We start from the raw sequence: 14,884 nt of genomic DNA, 5'->3' as shown, positions 1-14,884 counted from the left end.
TAGCATGGTGGTATTCCATAACAACGGGAGTGCCGCCATGCGCGACCTCAATACCTTCCTGGCCGATTATGGCGAAAGTCACCAGAACCCGGTCAATCAGTGGGTGCACATAATCTGTGTGCCGGCCATCTTCGTGTCCACCCTGGGCCTGTTCTGGCTGTTGCCGGTGGGGCAGTGGCTGGGCCTGTCCGGCGCCTGGGCCCAGTGGCTCAACGGCGGCACCATCCTGGCGGCCATTTGCATGCCGTTTTATCTGCGCATGTCCGCCGGCATGACGGTGCTGATGGCCCTGTGGCTAGCCGCCTCGCTGGCGTTGATCGTGGCGGTGGATCGCAGCGCCCTGTCGCTGGGTTGGACATCCGCTGCCGTCTGGCTGGCGGCCTGGGCGGTGCAGGTCTGGGGTCACAAGGTGGAAGGCAAGAAGCCGTCCTTTGTGGATGACCTGGTGTTCCTGCTGGTGGGCCCCATGTTCGTCAGCCTGGAAGTGGCCCAGCGTCTGGGGCTGCGGCGTACTCACACGCAGGCCTGAGCCCGCCGATTGCCGGGCCCGCCCGGGCCCGGCATGATGACCGGCTATGAGTGATTCTCCGCCGGTGCCTGATTCTGCCCTGCCGCCCCTGTTTCTGTGGCGCGGTGGCTGGCTGATGTTGCTACCTTCCCTGCATAACCGCCCCCACCGTCATGTGGCGGCCTCGCTGCTGGTGGGGCTGGATGGCGACGTGCGCGTGGATGCGGATGGCGAGGTGATGCAGGGCCGGGTCGTGCTGGTGGCGCCGGAGCGCGAGCAGGATCTGGCCAGTGACGGGCCGGTGGCGGTGATTCACCTGGACCCGGATGAGCCGGCCTGGTGTGCCCTGAAGGCCCATGGCCTGTCCACGGCCCGCCAGCAATGGCTCTGTCAGCAGCTTGGGCAACTGGCCGCTGCCCCGCAGCCGCAACGGGCCACGGTGGTGATCGAGGCCCTGCGCGAGGGCGCGGAAAGCGCCCCGCTGGACCCGCGTATTGCCCGCTGTTGCCAGTATCTCAAGGACAGTGACCCGCTCCCTGGCGTGGCGGTACTGGCGGCCCGGGCCGGGTTGTCCGAGTCGCGCTTTCGGCATCTTTTCCGCGAGCAAATGGGCGTCACCCTGAAACGCTATCTGTTGCATCTCAAGTGTCAGCGGGCGCTGATGCTGTGGAAATCCGGCATGAGCTTTACCGAACTGGCGGTGGCCGCCGGCTTCTATGACCAACCGCATCTCAATCGCACGCTTCGGGCCATGTTCGATGCCTTGCCATCGCGCTATGCTCGGGAACGTCCCGTGCGCATTGTGCACCTGCCGATGTAGCGCGCTGTCACAATAACAAAGGAGGCCGCATGGACTACCAGCATATCCGCACCGAACTGGCGGACCAGATTCTTACCATTACTCTTAACCGCCCGGACCGTCTCAATGCCTTTACCCTGCGCATGAAAGACGAGCTGGTGCATGCCTTCGGCGAAGCGGATTGCAATGACGATGTGCGGGCGGTGGTGGTCACCGGCGCCGGCCGGGCCTTCTGTGCCGGCATGGAAATGCAGCCCGAGGATGGCGGCCAGGTGTTCGGCTATGACGATGCCGAGGGCATGGAGCCGCCGCTGTCGAAAATCCGCGACTCCGGTGGTGAGGTGTCGCTGGCCATTTTCCGTTGTCGCAAGCCGGTGATCGGTGCCATCAACGGCCCGGCGGTGGGCGTCGGCATGACCATGACCTTGCCCATGGATATCCGGCTGGTGGCGGCTAATACCAAGGTGGGCTTTGTGTTCACCCAGCGTGGTCTGACGCCGGAGGCCTGTTCCTCCTGGTTCCTGCCGCGGGTGGTGGGCATGCAGAAAGCCATGGAGTGGGTGCTCAGCGGTGATATCTTCCTGTCCGAAGAGGGCGTGGAGGCCGGCCTGTTCCACAGTGCCCATGACAAGGAGAGCGTGCTGGAGGCGGCCCAGGCCATGGCCAGAAAGCTGATTGCCAAGAGCTCGCCGGTGGCGGTGGCGCTGGCCAAGCAGATGCTGTGGCGCAACCCGACCTTTGATCACCCCAAGCAGGCCCACGTGGTGGAGTCGAAAATGATCTACTGGAGCAACATGTTCTGGGATGGTCGAGACGGCTTTACCGCTTTCCTGGAAAAGCGCGACCCGGTGTTCGATACCCCCCTGCACGATGTGCCCAAGGGGTTCTCTTTCTGGCCGGAGCCGCCGCTCAAGTAGTGCGAAACTGGGCCGGTGTCTTGCCGGTCCAGCGCTTGAACGCCTTGGAAAAGGCGCTCTCATCAGAAAAGCCCAGTTGCTCGGCCACCTCGCCGGGCCGCTCCCCGCGGCCCAGGGCCTGTTCGGCCATGTTCTGCAGCAGGGCATCACGCAGCAGCTTGAAGCTGGTGCCTTCCTCGCTCAGTTTCCTGACCAGGTGGCGGCCGCTCATATTGAGCTTTTCGCCGGTTTTTTCCTTGCCCCAGTGCGGGTGCTGGCGCAACAGGTCGCGTACCTGTGCGCTCAGGGACTGGCTGCCCAGTTGCTCAAGCACCTGATCGGCCAGGGTGCGCAGATGCTGGCAGAGGGCCGGGTTGGCGTGAATCAGCGGCAGTTGCAGGTCGCTGGCGGGAATCCACAGGGTGTTGCGGTCACGGTTGAACTCCACCGGCACGCCGAGCCGTTGCGTATAACGGGCCGCATCATCCAGGGCGCCGTGGGCCAGGCTGATGCCCAGGGGGTGCAGGCGTTCGCCGGTGGTCCAGCGGCTCAGGTTGAGCAGCGAGGCCATCACCGCTTCCACCCGTTCAGCCTGGCGGGTGTGGAAATGCGGGCGATAGTCGATGGCGCAGCGTTCGCCTTCCACCCGGTAATCAAAGTCGCCACCCTCGCCGACGATGGGGTGGTAGTCGAGCAGGGAGTCCAGCGCCTCGGCCACGGTTTCGCAGCTCATCAGCACCATGCCGACGGTATCCAGATGGCCCACCTGGATTTCCAGCCCCAGTTGCAGGCCCACCAGCGGGTCGCTGGCCTGCTGGCAGAAGGTTTCCCAGATGCGGTCCTGCAGTTCCAGGTCCACCCGCGGGCGGTCGGCAAAGGCTTCCTGCAGGTCGTCGGGCAGGGCAAAGCCCAGTCGTCGGGCGGCCTGGCTGATGGCCTGGGTAAAGCGCACTGTCACCGTGGGGGTATGGGGCATGGTCCCGAATTAACCGTGGCTGGTCCTGAATTGGCCATGCCGCCGTGGCGTTCTGGCCCTAAAGTACCAAGCATAACAAAAACCGGCCCGCCTACGGTGGGCAAATGTTGATTCGGGAAAGCTATGTACGCAGTCATTGGCGCCGGCCCCATGGGGCTGGCCACGGCCAGAAATCTGAAAAAGTACGATATCCCCTTTGTGGGGTTCGAACTTCACAGTGATGTGGGTGGCCTGTGGGATATCGATAATCCCCACAGCACCATGTACCAGTCCGCGCATCTGATCTCTTCCAAGACCATGACGGAGTTCCGTGAATTCCCCATGGCGGACTCGGTGGCCACCTATCCGCATCATTCCGAGCTGAAAAACTATTTTCAGGATTATGCCCGCCAGTTCGGGCTCTACGAGCACTACGAGTTTGCTACCCGGGTGCTGGAGGTGGAGCCGGATGGCGACGGCTGGCAGGTCACCACCGAGTGTGAGGGTGTCAGCCAGAAGCGTTACTTCGACGGCGTGCTGATTGCCAACGGCACCCTGCATACTCCCAATGACGTCCCTCTGCCGGGGGCGTTCGACGGCGAGCTGATGCATGCCAATACCTACTGCTCGCCGGATATCTTCCGTGACAAGCGGGTACTGATTGTCGGCTGTGGCAACTCTGCCTGCGATATCGCCGTGGATGCGGTGCATCATGCGGCCAGCGTGGACCTGTCCGTGCGCCGGGGCTATTACTTCCTGCCCAAGTTCATTGCCGGCAAGCCCACCGATACCATTGGCGGCAAGTTCAAGCTGCCGCGCGGGCTCAAGCAGCGTCTGGATGCGCGCCTGATCAAGCTGATCATCGGCTCGCCCAGTGATTACGGCCTGCCCGACCCGGATTATCGCCTCTACGAATCCCACCCGGTGATCAACTCGCTGGTGCTGCATCACCTGGGCCATGGTGATATCCATGCGCGCCGCGATATCAAGGCGGTGGACGGCAAGACGGTGACGTTCGCCGACGGCGATCAGCAGGACTATGACCTGATCCTGATGGCCACCGGCTACAAGCTCGACTACCCGTTTATCTCCCGCGCGCATCTCAACTGGCAGGACAGTGATGCTCCGCGCCTGTACCTCAATGTGTTCCATCCCCAGTACCACAACCTGTTCATGATGGGCATGGTGGAGGCCGCCGGCCTGGGCTGGGAGGGGCGCAACGAACAGGCCGAAATGGTGGCGCTGTATATCCGTGCCCGCCAGCAGAAAAAAGCCTGCGTGGCCGGCTTTGACCAGCTCAAGAAAGAACAGGCCAGCCAGCCGGTGGATGGGGGCTTTCAGTACCTGAAACTGGCGCGCATGGCCTACTACGTTCACAAGGACAGCTACCGCCAGGCGGTGCTGGGCCATATCGAACAATTCAAAAAATAACAGGCAGTACGGCATAACGCGTAACGCGGGCCGGGGAGGTCGTTATCCATTTCAATACCGAGAATTTGCTGATCCTGAACGTGATCCTGGCGTTCATGATGTTCGGCGTGTCCCTGTCGCTGAAAGGCGAGGACTTCAAGCGGGTGATACAGCGCCCGGATGCCCCCATCGTCGGCTTGCTGGCCCAGTTCGTGCTGTTGCCGGCGGCCACCTGCATGGCCACCTGGTATTTCCGGGTGGACCCGCAGATGGCGCTGGGCATGATTCTGGTGGCGTCCTGCCCGGGCGGCACCTTTTCCAACATCATGACCTGGCTATCGCGGGCCAATGTGGCGGTGTCGGTGAGCATGACCGCCATTTCCAGCCTGGCGGCCACGGTGCTGACACCGTTCAACTTTGCCCTCTATGGCTGGCTTAATCCGCACACCCGCCCGCTGCTCACCGATATCCATCTCAACTCCATGAATATCCTGGTGCTGGTGGTGCTGGTGCTGGCGGTGCCCCTGTTACTGGGCATGCTCACCGGCCGTCACTTCCCGCAGTTTGCCGAGAAGGCACAGAAACCCATGCGCATCGTCACCCTGCTGGTGTTGTTCACCTTTGTGGCGGTGGCGTTCTCCAAGAACATGGATGTGTTTATCGAAAACGCCCATCGCATTGTGTTGCTGGTGGTGCTGCATAACGCCCTGGCGCTATCCATGGGGGCGCTGGCCTCCTGGGTCAGCGGCCTGCCACGCCGGGACCGCCGGGCGGTGACGCTGGAGGTGGGCATTCAGAACTCCGGCCTTGGCCTGTCGATTCTGTTCACCTTTTTCCCGCAGGCCAGCGGCATGATCCTGATCGCCGCCTTCTGGGGGGTCTGGCATCTGATTTCCGGTCTCACCCTGTCGTTTATCTGGTCACGTCGGCCCGGGGAGGAGGCATGAAACGCACGATTCTGATCACCGGAGCCGCCGGCTACATCGGCAGTCAGCTGGCTTCCCGGTTGTCTCGCGAGCACAACGTCATCGGCCTGGATATTCGCGAACCGGATCAGGCGGACTATCCGTTCTTCAAGCGCGACATTCGTGACAGCGGGCTGGTGTCGCTGATTCGCAGCCACAACATTACCCAGGTGGTTCATCTGGCAGCGGTGCTGGAAGATTCCGGAGATCGCGCCCGCGATTACGACATCGACGTGAACGGCACTCGCAATGTGCTGGAGGCCTGCGTGGCCACTGGCGTGCAGCAGGTGATTGTCACCAGTTCCGGGGCGGCCTACGGATACCATGCGGACAATCCCGAATGGATCGACGAGCAGGACCCGTTGCGCGGCAACCCGGAGTTTGCCTATTCGGACCACAAGCGCTTGGTGGAGGAACTGCTGGCCGATTACCGCCGCCGTTATCCGCAGCTCAGACAACTGATTCTGCGCCCGGGGACGGTGCTGGGCGCGGCCACGCGCAACCAGATCACCAACCTGTTCGAGAAAAAACGGGTGCTGGGTATTGCCGGCTCGCCATCGCCGTTCGTGTTCATCTGGGATCAGGACGTGATCGGCGCCATTGAGCGTGGCATTACCAGCGATGCCGAAGGCATCTTCAACCTGGCCGGCGACGGCGCCCTGTCGGTGCGACAAATCGCCGACATTCTTGGCAAGCCGCTGGTGGTGGTGCCGGCCCTGGCGGTGCGTTCCGCCCTGTGGTTGGGGCAGCGCCTGGGGGTGAGCCGCTATGCGCCGGCGCAGGTGAACTTCCTGCGTTACCGACCGGTGCTCAGCAATCGCCGCCTGAAAGAGGAGTTCGGCTATCAGCCGCAAAAAACCTCCGAGCAGGTGTTCCGTTATTTCGTGGAGCATGCCCGTCAGCGAGGACAATTATGAAAACCGTGATGATTACCGGGGCTGCCTCCGGCCTGGGCTGGGCACTCAGCACCGCCGCCTTCGAACGTGGCTACCGGGTGGTGATGGTGGACATGAACGCCGTGCTGCTGGAAGCCCGGGCCGAGGTGCTCGGCCGCCGTGACCCGCAGCGGGTGGCCAGCCGGGCGCTGGATATCACCGATGCCCAGGCGTTGCAGGATCTGGTCATGTGGCTGCACAACAATGGGGAGCGGCTGGATGTGCTGATCAACAATGCCGGTATTACCCACCGTTCGCTGGCGGCGCGTACCGCTTCCAGCGTCTTTCGCAAGGTCATGGCGGTGGACTGGCAGGCACCGGTGGACCTGACCCTGGCCTGTATGCCGCTACTGCGTGAGAGCCGCGGTGCCATCATCAATATCGGTTCCATGGCCGGCTGGATGCCGGTGCTGGGCCGGGCCGGTTACTGCAGTGCCAAGAGTGCCCTGGCACAGTTCTTCGAGGTATTGCGCGCCGAGGTGGCCGGTGATGGCATTCGGGTGCTGATGGTCTACCCCAGCTTTCTGGATACGCCCATCGAGAAGAACGCCCTGGGCCATGATGGCAAGCCGGCCCGCCACAGCCGGTCCATGATCGGCCGCATGCAGACCCCGGAGTGGATGGCCAGCGGCATTTTCGATGCCCTGGATGCGGGCAAGAAACGCCTGTTTCCGGACCGCTTCACCTGGTTCGCCAGCCTGCTGTGGCGCCTGGCCCCGGACCTCTACCAGAAACTGATGGTGCGCAAGTTCGCCAGCGAGCTGGAGCAGTAACCGGTGGAGGCGTTGTTGACCCTGCCCTGGCTATGCCTGGGGCTGTTTATCTTTGTGGCTTTCACCACCGAGGCCATGACCGGGTTCGGCAGTATTGTCATCGCCCTGTCGCTGGGCGCCCTGTTGCTACCCATCGAAGTAATACTGCCGGTGCTGGTGCCGCTCAATATCATCATGAGCGGCTTTTTCAGCTGGCGTTATCGCGCTGAGATTCACTGGCCCACCCTGCTGAAGCTGATCCTGCCGCTGATGGTGGCCGGTACCCTGGCCGGCTATGGCCTGCGGCCCTGGCTGGGCGATCAGTTGCTCAAGTCCCTGTTCGGTGTGTTGGTGTTATGGTTCAGCAGCCGAGAACTGTGGCGCAGCTGGCGCGGTCTCGATACCCACCCTCATGGCCCCTGGGCGGCGCGACTGTGGACCTTTCTGGCGGGGATTACCCATGGGCTGTTTGCTTCCGGTGGGCCGCTGCTAGTCTATGCCCTGAGCGGTTTGTCGCTGCCCAAGACCCGCTTTCGCGCCACCCTGATCCTGGTGTGGTTCTGCCTGAATGGTCTGCTGACCGTGGTTTTCGCGTTGGATGGCAGCCTGTTTCCGGCGCTGGCGCACCTGGCGGTGCTGGTGCCGGTGGTGATTGTCGCCATGGTGCTGGGCGAGTTTCTGCATCACCGGGTCAATGAGGCGCGCTTCCGTCAGGCGGTGTTCGTGGTGTTGTGGATTGCCGGTCTGGCGCTGGCCTGGCCGCGTTAATCGCCAGCACCGGGCGCGTGCTGGCATGCTCTGCGGCGCCGCCGGCGCCAGCGGTTTTTCAACCCCGCGCCAAGGCCCTATTATCGGGGCTGACACCGGAGCGGAGCGCAGCGTATGTCGACAGTGGAAATCAGGCCGGTAACCGGCATAGCCGTGGAGCCCTGGCTTGACGAGTTGGCGGCCCTGCGTATTCAGGTGTTTCGCGATTTCCCCTACCTCTATGCCGGCTCGCTGGATTACGAGCGTGGCTATCTGGACCGCTATGCCCAGTCCGACCGCAGCGTCTTTGTGCTGGCGCTGGAATTCAACCGGCTGGTCGGTGCCGCCACCGCGCTGCCGCTGGTGGATGCGGATGAGGATTTTCAACAGCCTTTCCGCGAGGCGGGGCGTGAGCTGGACGCGGTGTTCTATTTTGGTGAGTCGGTGCTGCTGGCGGATTACCGGGGGCAGGGGATCGGCCACCGCTTCTTTGACCTGCGCGAGCAATACGCGGCGGATTTCGGCTTTTCCCGCACTGCCTTCTGCGCGGTGGAGCGGGCGGCGGATGACCCGCGTCGCCCGGCCCATTATCGCTCCCTGGAGCCATTCTGGCAGGACCGGGGCTATCGGCCTCTCACGGGCATGAAGGCGGCGTTTGAGTGGACGGATGTGGGCGAAAATGCCCCCAGCCGCAAAAAACTTCAGTTCTGGGAGCATGAGCTGGGCTGACACTACGCCTAAGGGCTGATCGCCGAATACCATACTTTTTGGCCAAATTAATGTGAATTGAGGCCAGTTATCAGAAATTTGTTGCGTTGTTTTTCTGTAAGGAGCATACATAACTCTCTACACACTGTGACAGGGGGGTCACAATGTATAGCTTCCACTTACTGGCAGAAAAAGCGGGCCGGCAGGCATTGGTTGTCCTGTCGCTGGCGGCGTTGGCGGTGCTTGTTGCGGTGACCGTGGCGGGCTAATGCCCGCTTCGCTGCATCAGAACCACCGGATTGCCAATCAAGATAAGATTCCAGCCCTGCTGACTGCTCAGCCAGCGGAAGGTATCCGGCTGCCAGAAACAGACGTGGGTCGGGTCGCGCCGGTAGTGCCAGCGATCAAAGCCGTCGTCATCGGTCAGCCAGCGTGTCATTAATCCCAGCCAGCCCCCGGGTTTCACCAGGCGGGCAAACTGCTGCCACTCGCGGCCGGGCCGGTGTAGATGCTCGAGCACCTCGGTGCAGGTGACAAAATCGTATTGCTGGGCCAGCACGGCGCTGTCCGGCGCATAGATCGGGTCGTAAACGGCGCAGGGATGGCCGTGCTCTTCCATCAGCCGGGCCAGCGCCGGGCCCGGGCCACAACCGAAATCCAGCCCTTTTGCTCCAGTGTCCAGTCGCTCGCGCAGCGGTGCGCCCAGCTGATCCAGAAAACGTCGGTAGCCCTCATCCTCCGGGTCATTTTCGTGCAGATCGTACTGGGCCTTTTCCTCGCAGAGGGGCGGCAGGGTGGCCGGGTCCTGAAAGGTCAGCCGGCAGGTCGGGCAGCGGAAGTAGTCCTGCCCGTCCACCCGGCGAAAAATGCTGGCCCGGCGGTCTTCGCACAGCGGGCAGATCACGGCGTGCGGCTCAGCCATTGTTGCAGGAACTGGTAGGTGCGCGGCTCTTCGATCATGGTCATGTGGCCCATGCGATAGAACAGGTGCCGTTGCAGCTGCGGAGCATGGGGGTAGAGCGTGCGGCCCAGGGCGCTGTCCACATTCACCAGCCAGTCGCCGCTGGGGCTGGCCTGGTCCTGGCCGCTGGTACTGCCGGCGATGAATAACTGCTGGACATGGGGGTCCAGCGGTACCTTGCTGCTGGGGCGGGGCTCGTCCAGCGGCCGGTCGCGCCATTGTTCTTCCAGCACATAGCCAAAACGCAGGTCACGGATGCCATCGGAGCGCAGGTTGGCCAGTCGCATCAGGGGCCGGGAGTAGGGCGTGGTGCCCAGCAGGCGGTTGGCCTGATTGCCAATGCGCTCGAGCAGGGCGCCCTGATGGGGGGAACCCAGGCAGGCCAGATGACTGACCTTGTCGACCCAGCTGTCCCCCCGTTCACGGGCCTGGTGCAGGGCGCTGCGTGACACCAGGCCCCCCATGGAATGACCGACCAGGATCAGGTTGCGCGGCAGGGCGGTATGGGCCAGCAAACCGGCCAGTTTGCGGCCATTGTCGGAGATATGCAGGCCGGTGTTGTAGCGCAGAAAGCGCACCTCGGCGTTGAGTTGCTGGCCGGCCCAGTCGGCGAAGGCCAGGCTGGCCGGGCTTTGCCAGCAGGCCTCGTTCATGCACAGGCCGTGTACAAACAGAATCAGGGTGTCGGCGTCGGGGTTCAGTGGTGCGCCGAGCATTTGCATGGGCAGGGCATAGCGGCTGTTCTGCTCCACCAGTAATTGCCCGAAGATGCCATTGAGAATGCTCTGCAGGTCCAGGCTGTCACGCAGCTCCCGGCTCGGGTCCACCGCCAGGTTGGCCAGCGCGGCCATGTTGCCGGCCTGGCGAAAGCCATAGCGGATCAGGTTGTAGACCATGGGCGCCGGCGTATAACTGGCGCCGCGCAAGCCCAGCGGGTTGGCAATGGTGCCATGGATATCCTGGACCACCTGGGTGACTTCGTTGCCAAAGCGGCTGACCAGCTGGGCAACGCCGCCGACTTCGCGACCTATTTTCATGCGTTCTCCTTATTATCACCGCATGATAGCAGGGAAAAGTCGCCGGCGGGCAACGCTCTGGCGGGTGTCTCGCTATCGTAATGATTCGTAAAATGGCCGCAAAGCGCGCTTTAATTCTTGGTGAGGGTGCCCACCTTTGGGATACAGTGCATTCATCCGATACAAACTGACGTATCCCATCAAGGAGTGAAGTCTATGCGTACTTTCGGTAAAGCCATGTTGATTTCCCTGTTTGCCACCGGCGCCGTTCTGGCTGGCTGTGACAGCAACGATGGCCCGGCGGAAAAAGCCGGCGAGAAAATTGACAAGACCGTGGAAAAAATGACCCCGGATACCCAGGGTCCCATGGAAGAGATGGGCGAAGATATGGATAACGCCTATGACAACGCCAAGGAATCCGCCGAGGACATGAAAGACGCCGCAGAAAACTGAGTGTGGCGTCCGGTCCCGCAAAAAGCCGCCTTCGGGCGGCTTTTTTTATGCCTGGCCGCCGCCTCCCATGGTGGCGGGGCTTTTGTGATGCGCATCACAAACCCCTGTAAATAAAGCGTTATTTCCCTGTCACTGTATCCGAAAGGATACAAATGGCTACGAGCCAACACGTAAATCGGACTCTTTCGTACTGGGGGCGGAACGGGCGCCACGATACAGTGACTGTCATTCATTTTGGGTCGCTGCGGAAGGTGGCAGCACCCTTTTGCTGCCCGGCCAGCTGCCAGTGGGGCGTCAGCCGGTTTCGGGTATTCACCCCCTTCAGGAGTTGTTGTCATGGGGTCTCAGGGTTTTTCACAGATAGTGGAGCAGCATCAACTGGGCATGGAAGCCGCCGAAACGCGAATCCAGGCGCTCAGTGAGTATCTGGCCGTCTATCGTGCTTCCCAGGCCTCCCCGTCCGGGCGCCGTTTCTATGGCCGAATCCGCGAGCTGCGCCATGACATCTGGCGTTTGAAAGCCTGGTCCTGGTATCTGTCTGCCCGGCAGGCTCGACCTGCCTGGCTGGCGCCGCTATTGGTGCTGGCCCGGTTGCTGGCGGGCCTGGTGCCGGCGGCGCCGGTACGGCAGCGCAGCGCGCTCTCTGCGCGCACCGCTTTGCGTCTGAGTACCCGCAGTCTGCTGGACCGGGCCTATCAGGCTCTGGATGAGGACATTCAGGGGCGCTTGCTGACCCTGCGCCTGGCCCAGCGGCAGCGTCCGGCCACCAGCCGTGATGAGGAGATCGCCCGGCTGGAAAGCCGTGCGGCGTTGCTGGCCGAGGCACAGCGCCATGATCTGCGCCACAGTAGCCAGGTGGCGGTTATCTGCACGGTACTGGCGGCGGTACTGCGTTTGCGTCACTGGTTCGGGTTGCCGTTGCCGGTTATCAAGACGGTGGATCGCACCTGATGATGGCGACGGACCTGTTTACCCCTTCTCTGGACAGCTTGCCGCGGGTTTTCAGCCTGGCGGATCTCAAGCAGCAGATGCCGGCCCGGCCGGAGCAGGCCATGGAATTGGTGCTGCGATGGCTGGAATCCGGGGTGGTGCGTCAGGTGGCACCGCCACGACCGGTCTTTATCCGTACCTCCATCGGCGAAGTGCAGGATGATGAACTGCGCTGCCAGGCCTTGCTGCGTGCCTTCCCGTCGCTGGTGATGGTGGGTGGCTCGGTACTCTGGCGCCAGGGCATCAGCAACCAGCGTGATGCCTGGCTGGAATGCTGTGTGGCCGAGCAGGAGCGTGACTGCAACCTCACTGATGTGCGCCTGCACTGGCGCCCGCCGGCCTGGTGGGAAGCCATTCGTCGTGCCGGCGGTATTGCCGGTGAGCATTGCGGTGTGGCCATGCTCAGTGGCGAAATGGCGGTGGCCGATGCCACCGTATTCACCGATGTCTGGATGCCGGACCGGGAACAGATTGACTGGCAGCGTTTGTCCACGGCCAGGCTCAGCCAGGCCAGTGAGGAGCTGCGCAAGCTTCGCTAGCGCTTCTGCCAGTGTGCAAAGGCCCCTCAACGGGGCCTTTTTTGTGGCTCCGGCTTGACCCTGCCGCCTTTCGTAATATTAAATACGAATCATTATCATATCGTTGAGCATTCCTGTTATGTGGTTAGCAGTGGCCGCCACCCTGGCCAGTGGTGTGTTGTTTTATCTGGGCGATCGCCAGCAGCGCTGGCGTGACCATCCCCTGCCGGGCTGGAGTCGTGGCCTGGCCAGTCTGTTGCTGGTCGTGGCGACCGTCTTGTGGGTGCGTACCTGCGGCGTGGGCGTGGGGTTGTTCAGTGGCTTCTGGGTGTTTGCCCTGACCGTGCTGGGGTTATCGCTGACGCTGGGCCATGGTCGTGACAGCTTCCGCCGACGGGGGCGCACGGTATGAGAGCCCTGTTTGCGGCCGCGTTGTCCCTGCCGCTGGCGATCATGCTGATGGGGCTGCTGGCGGCGCTGGTGCCTTTGCCCTGGTCGTCCTGGCTGGTATTGCAGATGTTGCTGGCCATTGTGTTGTGGATGGTCCTGATCAGTCTGGTGGCGATTCCCCGGCGTGCCTGGCCGCCCCTGGTCGGGCTGCTGGTCGCCAATGGCGCCAGTGCATTGTTGTTGCAGGCCACGAGCCTGTATGGAGGGGCGGCATGAAAGCGGATCGGATGCGCCGTTATGTGGATCTGCATTCCTGGTTGGGGATGGTGGCCGGACTGGCCCTGTTCGTGGCCTTTTTTGCCGGCGCCCTGAACATGTTCCATGAAGAGATTCATCACTGGCAGACACCCCGTACCGAGCTGGCCAATGCCGGTACGGTACAGGGGCTGCTGCAACAGGTCACCGCCAGCAGCGAGGATGCTCGCCAGCGCATCTACCTGCTGCCCGGTGCGGACCCGGGCGCCATGTGGTTCCAGAGTGGCCAGGACGGTGCGCCCGGTGAATGGGTGACTGCCTACAGCAGTGACTTCAATGCTGCCGGTGAGCGTGGCGATCGGCCGCATTCCGGGCTGGCGGACTTCGTCAATCAGCTGCACTACCAGCTGGCGATTCCCACGGTGGGGCTGACGCTGATGGGGATTATCTCCATTCTTTATGGCGCGGCCCTGTTCACCGGGCTGGTGATTCACTGGCCGAAGTTGCGTCGGGAGTTCTTTGCCCTGCGGCACCAGGGCAATGTGCGTCGTTACTGGAAAAACCTGCACAACCTCATTGGCGTGCTCTGTTTTCCCTTCCACCTGATCATGTCGGTCACCGGTGCCGCCATGGGCGCCTTTACCCTGATTGCACTGGTAATGGGGGCGCTGGTGTTTGGTCCCCAGCTGCAGGGCGTGATCGACAAGGAGACGCAAGTCTGGCCGGCGCCGACGCTAACCGGAGAGCCCACCGAAATGGCACCGGTGCAGCGCTATCTGGACCGGGCCCGCCAGGCCCATCCGGATCTGACCGTGGACTGGATCGAGGTGCGCGGTTATGGCGACCAGGCCGCCTGGGTGGATGTGGCCGCCAGCATTCCCGGTGTGGTGGGCCATCACATCCATGTGTTGATGGATGCCCGGGCGCAATTGATCCGGGTGATCGAGCCGGGCCATCGCAGTTTCAACTACGACACCCTGTCGCCCATGTATGCGCTGCACTTTGGCGACTATGGCGGCTCGCTGGTGCAGTGGCTGTACTTTGCCATGGGGTTGCTGGGGGCGCTGCTGTTCGTCTCCGGCAATATTCTCTGGTGTGAGCGTCGCACCGACCGCAACGGGCCCAGTCGGTCGTCGGTCTTCCTGCTGCGCCTGACCCTGGGTGTCTGTTTCGGGGTGGTGATCGGCCTGGCCGGCAGTTTTCTGGCCAGCAAGCTGTTGCCTTATACCCCCTGGGGCGCAGAGATCGCGGTACTGGAAAAGGGCGTCTTCCTGGCGCTGTTGTTGGTGCTGGTGGTGGCCGGCTTGCGTAGCGTGCCACTGCGTTTCAGCCGCTGGATGCTGACGCTGGCGCCGCTGGCTTACCTGGCGGTGCCGCTACTGCAGCTGGTGCTGGAGGGGCGTTATGCCTGGGTGGTGCCGGATAACCTCACGGTCAATGTGATGCTGCTGCTGGTGGCGCTGTCGTTATGGGTGGTGCGCGCCCTGTTGATTGCCCGGCTGCGCCGGGCCGAGCCCCACCCGCTGTGGCAGGAGGGGCCGCTGCCCCGCTCGGATCAGGCCGTGCAGACGGTTACCGTGAAATAAAAAAAGCCGGGCAATGCCCGGCTTTTTTCATCAACGCGAA

At 62.6% G+C, this 14,884-nt stretch carries 18 protein-coding genes; 15 read left to right on the top strand and 3 right to left on the bottom strand.

The genetic code is table 11. The annotated features are described in order from the left end of the window. The first annotated feature begins 4 nt into the window (after positions 1-4). Genes A11A3_RS12235 through A11A3_RS12225 form a run of 3 tightly spaced genes read left to right on the top strand, consistent with a single transcriptional unit; the run spans position 5 to position 2,224 of the window. Positions 5-529 (top strand): Mpo1 family 2-hydroxy fatty acid dioxygenase, encoded by a 525-nt coding sequence (locus A11A3_RS12235; protein ID WP_237738863.1) that lies wholly within the window; start codon positions 5-7, stop codon positions 527-529. A 46-nt stretch (positions 530-575) separates the two neighbouring features. Further along, the gene (locus A11A3_RS12230) at positions 576-1,328 is read left to right on the top strand and encodes an AraC family transcriptional regulator (RefSeq protein WP_008929616.1); all 753 of its coding nucleotides are present in this window, start codon (positions 576-578) and stop codon (positions 1,326-1,328) included. Between the two features lie 29 nt (positions 1,329-1,357). After that, positions 1,358-2,224, top strand: a complete 867-nt coding sequence (locus tag A11A3_RS12225) for a crotonase/enoyl-CoA hydratase family protein (RefSeq protein ID WP_008929615.1) — start codon at positions 1,358-1,360, stop codon at positions 2,222-2,224. Here A11A3_RS12225 and A11A3_RS12220 read toward each other — a convergent pair. Beyond that, a complete protein-coding gene (locus A11A3_RS12220; RefSeq protein WP_008929614.1) occupies positions 2,217-3,179 on the bottom strand; it encodes an AraC family transcriptional regulator in 963 nt (320 codons plus the stop codon). The two genes, A11A3_RS12225 and A11A3_RS12220, sit on opposite strands and share 8 nt — an antisense overlap. Before the next feature lie 123 nt (positions 3,180-3,302). On the opposite strand from A11A3_RS12220, the gene A11A3_RS12215 reads away from it, so the two are divergent. The 6 genes from A11A3_RS12215 (at position 3,303) to A11A3_RS12190 (ending at position 8,696) form a co-directional block, all read left to right on the top strand. Beyond that, positions 3,303-4,589: a flavin-containing monooxygenase gene (locus A11A3_RS12215; RefSeq protein WP_008929613.1), complete on the top strand. Its 1,287-nt coding sequence runs from the start codon at positions 3,303-3,305 to the stop codon at positions 4,587-4,589. Positions 4,590-4,654: 65 nt separating this feature from the next. Continuing rightward, positions 4,655-5,515 (top strand): bile acid:sodium symporter family protein, encoded by an 861-nt coding sequence (locus tag A11A3_RS12210; RefSeq protein ID WP_008929612.1) that lies wholly within the window; start codon positions 4,655-4,657, stop codon positions 5,513-5,515. Then, a complete protein-coding gene (locus tag A11A3_RS12205) occupies positions 5,512-6,450 on the top strand; it encodes an SDR family oxidoreductase (RefSeq protein ID WP_008929611.1) in 939 nt (312 codons plus the stop codon). The genes A11A3_RS12210 and A11A3_RS12205 overlap by 4 nt, the downstream gene beginning before the upstream one ends. Then, on the top strand, positions 6,447-7,241 hold the full coding sequence (locus A11A3_RS12200) for an SDR family NAD(P)-dependent oxidoreductase (protein WP_008929610.1): 795 nt from the start codon (positions 6,447-6,449) through the stop codon (positions 7,239-7,241). The genes A11A3_RS12205 and A11A3_RS12200 overlap by 4 nt, the downstream gene beginning before the upstream one ends. Positions 7,242-7,256: 15 nt before the next feature. Continuing rightward, positions 7,257-7,988: a sulfite exporter TauE/SafE family protein gene (locus A11A3_RS12195; protein ID WP_040297152.1), complete on the top strand. Its 732-nt coding sequence runs from the start codon at positions 7,257-7,259 to the stop codon at positions 7,986-7,988. A 114-nt stretch (positions 7,989-8,102) separates the two neighbouring features. Next, positions 8,103-8,696 (top strand): GNAT family N-acetyltransferase, encoded by a 594-nt coding sequence (locus A11A3_RS12190; protein ID WP_008929608.1) that lies wholly within the window; start codon positions 8,103-8,105, stop codon positions 8,694-8,696. 244 nt (positions 8,697-8,940) lie between these two features. Here the strand turns inward: A11A3_RS12190 and A11A3_RS12185 are convergent, their stop codons facing one another. Next, positions 8,941-9,597 (bottom strand): class I SAM-dependent methyltransferase, encoded by a 657-nt coding sequence (locus tag A11A3_RS12185; protein ID WP_008929607.1) that lies wholly within the window; start codon positions 9,595-9,597, stop codon positions 8,941-8,943. Next, positions 9,576-10,673, bottom strand: a complete 1,098-nt coding sequence (locus tag A11A3_RS12180) for an alpha/beta fold hydrolase (protein ID WP_008929606.1) — start codon at positions 10,671-10,673, stop codon at positions 9,576-9,578. Before A11A3_RS12180 ends, A11A3_RS12185 begins: the two co-directional genes overlap by 22 nt. A 195-nt stretch (positions 10,674-10,868) precedes the next feature. Here A11A3_RS12180 and A11A3_RS12175 point away from each other — a divergent pair, with 195 nt between their 5' ends. From A11A3_RS12175 to A11A3_RS12150, 6 genes are all read left to right on the top strand, one after another. Further along, positions 10,869-11,105 carry a hypothetical protein gene (locus tag A11A3_RS12175; RefSeq protein ID WP_008929605.1) on the top strand — a complete coding sequence of 79 codons (237 nt, stop codon included), beginning with the start codon at positions 10,869-10,871 and terminating at the stop codon, positions 11,103-11,105. A 336-nt stretch (positions 11,106-11,441) separates the two neighbouring features. Beyond that, positions 11,442-12,056 (top strand): hypothetical protein, encoded by a 615-nt coding sequence (locus A11A3_RS12170; RefSeq protein WP_008929604.1) that lies wholly within the window; start codon positions 11,442-11,444, stop codon positions 12,054-12,056. Then, on the top strand, positions 12,056-12,634 hold the full coding sequence (locus A11A3_RS12165) for a hypothetical protein (RefSeq protein ID WP_008929603.1): 579 nt from the start codon (positions 12,056-12,058) through the stop codon (positions 12,632-12,634). Before A11A3_RS12170 ends, A11A3_RS12165 begins: the two co-directional genes overlap by 1 nt. Positions 12,635-12,752: 118 nt before the next feature. Further along, entirely contained in the window at positions 12,753-13,025 is a 273-nt protein-coding gene (locus tag A11A3_RS12160) for a hypothetical protein (RefSeq protein WP_008929602.1), read from the top strand. Continuing rightward, positions 13,022-13,279 (top strand): hypothetical protein, encoded by a 258-nt coding sequence (locus A11A3_RS12155; RefSeq protein WP_008929601.1) that lies wholly within the window; start codon positions 13,022-13,024, stop codon positions 13,277-13,279. Before A11A3_RS12160 ends, A11A3_RS12155 begins: the two co-directional genes overlap by 4 nt. Next, positions 13,276-14,844 (top strand): PepSY-associated TM helix domain-containing protein, encoded by a 1,569-nt coding sequence (locus tag A11A3_RS12150; protein ID WP_008929600.1) that lies wholly within the window; start codon positions 13,276-13,278, stop codon positions 14,842-14,844. The genes A11A3_RS12155 and A11A3_RS12150 overlap by 4 nt, the downstream gene beginning before the upstream one ends. Positions 14,845-14,884 lie beyond the last annotated feature (40 nt).

It is taken from the genome of Alcanivorax hongdengensis A-11-3 (genome assembly GCF_000300995.1).
GTDB lineage: Bacteria > Pseudomonadota > Gammaproteobacteria > Pseudomonadales > Alcanivoracaceae > Alcanivorax > Alcanivorax hongdengensis.
The sequence above is the reverse complement of the archived record's forward strand: the minus strand, read 5'-3'. Positions and strand labels throughout refer to the sequence as shown.

Bases quoted from the DNA above. Each gene is read 5' to 3' on its own strand.
- A11A3_RS12155 (WP_008929601.1), top strand. From the start codon at position 13,022: ATGAGAGCCCTGTTTGCGGCCGCGTTGTCCCTGCCGCTGGCGATCATG.
- A11A3_RS12160 (WP_008929602.1), top strand. From the start codon at position 12,753: ATGTGGTTAGCAGTGGCCGCCACCCTGGCCAGTGGTGTGTTGTTTTAT.
- A11A3_RS12220 (WP_008929614.1), bottom strand. From the start codon at position 3,179: ATGCCCCATACCCCCACGGTGACAGTGCGCTTTACCCAGGCCATCAGC.
- A11A3_RS12165 (WP_008929603.1), top strand. From the start codon at position 12,056: ATGATGGCGACGGACCTGTTTACCCCTTCTCTGGACAGCTTGCCGCGG.
- A11A3_RS12180 (WP_008929606.1), bottom strand. From the start codon at position 10,673: ATGAAAATAGGTCGCGAAGTCGGCGGCGTTGCCCAGCTGGTCAGCCGC.
- A11A3_RS12215 (WP_008929613.1), top strand. From the start codon at position 3,303: ATGTACGCAGTCATTGGCGCCGGCCCCATGGGGCTGGCCACGGCCAGA.
- A11A3_RS12185 (WP_008929607.1), bottom strand. From the start codon at position 9,597: ATGGCTGAGCCGCACGCCGTGATCTGCCCGCTGTGCGAAGACCGCCGG.
- A11A3_RS12190 (WP_008929608.1), top strand. From the start codon at position 8,103: ATGTCGACAGTGGAAATCAGGCCGGTAACCGGCATAGCCGTGGAGCCC.
- A11A3_RS12170 (WP_008929604.1), top strand. From the start codon at position 11,442: ATGGGGTCTCAGGGTTTTTCACAGATAGTGGAGCAGCATCAACTGGGC.
- A11A3_RS12175 (WP_008929605.1), top strand. From the start codon at position 10,869: ATGCGTACTTTCGGTAAAGCCATGTTGATTTCCCTGTTTGCCACCGGC.
- A11A3_RS12200 (WP_008929610.1), top strand. From the start codon at position 6,447: ATGAAAACCGTGATGATTACCGGGGCTGCCTCCGGCCTGGGCTGGGCA.
- A11A3_RS12225 (WP_008929615.1), top strand. From the start codon at position 1,358: ATGGACTACCAGCATATCCGCACCGAACTGGCGGACCAGATTCTTACC.
- A11A3_RS12230 (WP_008929616.1), top strand. From the start codon at position 576: ATGAGTGATTCTCCGCCGGTGCCTGATTCTGCCCTGCCGCCCCTGTTT.
- A11A3_RS12205 (WP_008929611.1), top strand. From the start codon at position 5,512: ATGAAACGCACGATTCTGATCACCGGAGCCGCCGGCTACATCGGCAGT.
- A11A3_RS12235 (WP_237738863.1), top strand. From the start codon at position 5: ATGGTGGTATTCCATAACAACGGGAGTGCCGCCATGCGCGACCTCAAT.
- A11A3_RS12150 (WP_008929600.1), top strand. From the start codon at position 13,276: ATGAAAGCGGATCGGATGCGCCGTTATGTGGATCTGCATTCCTGGTTG.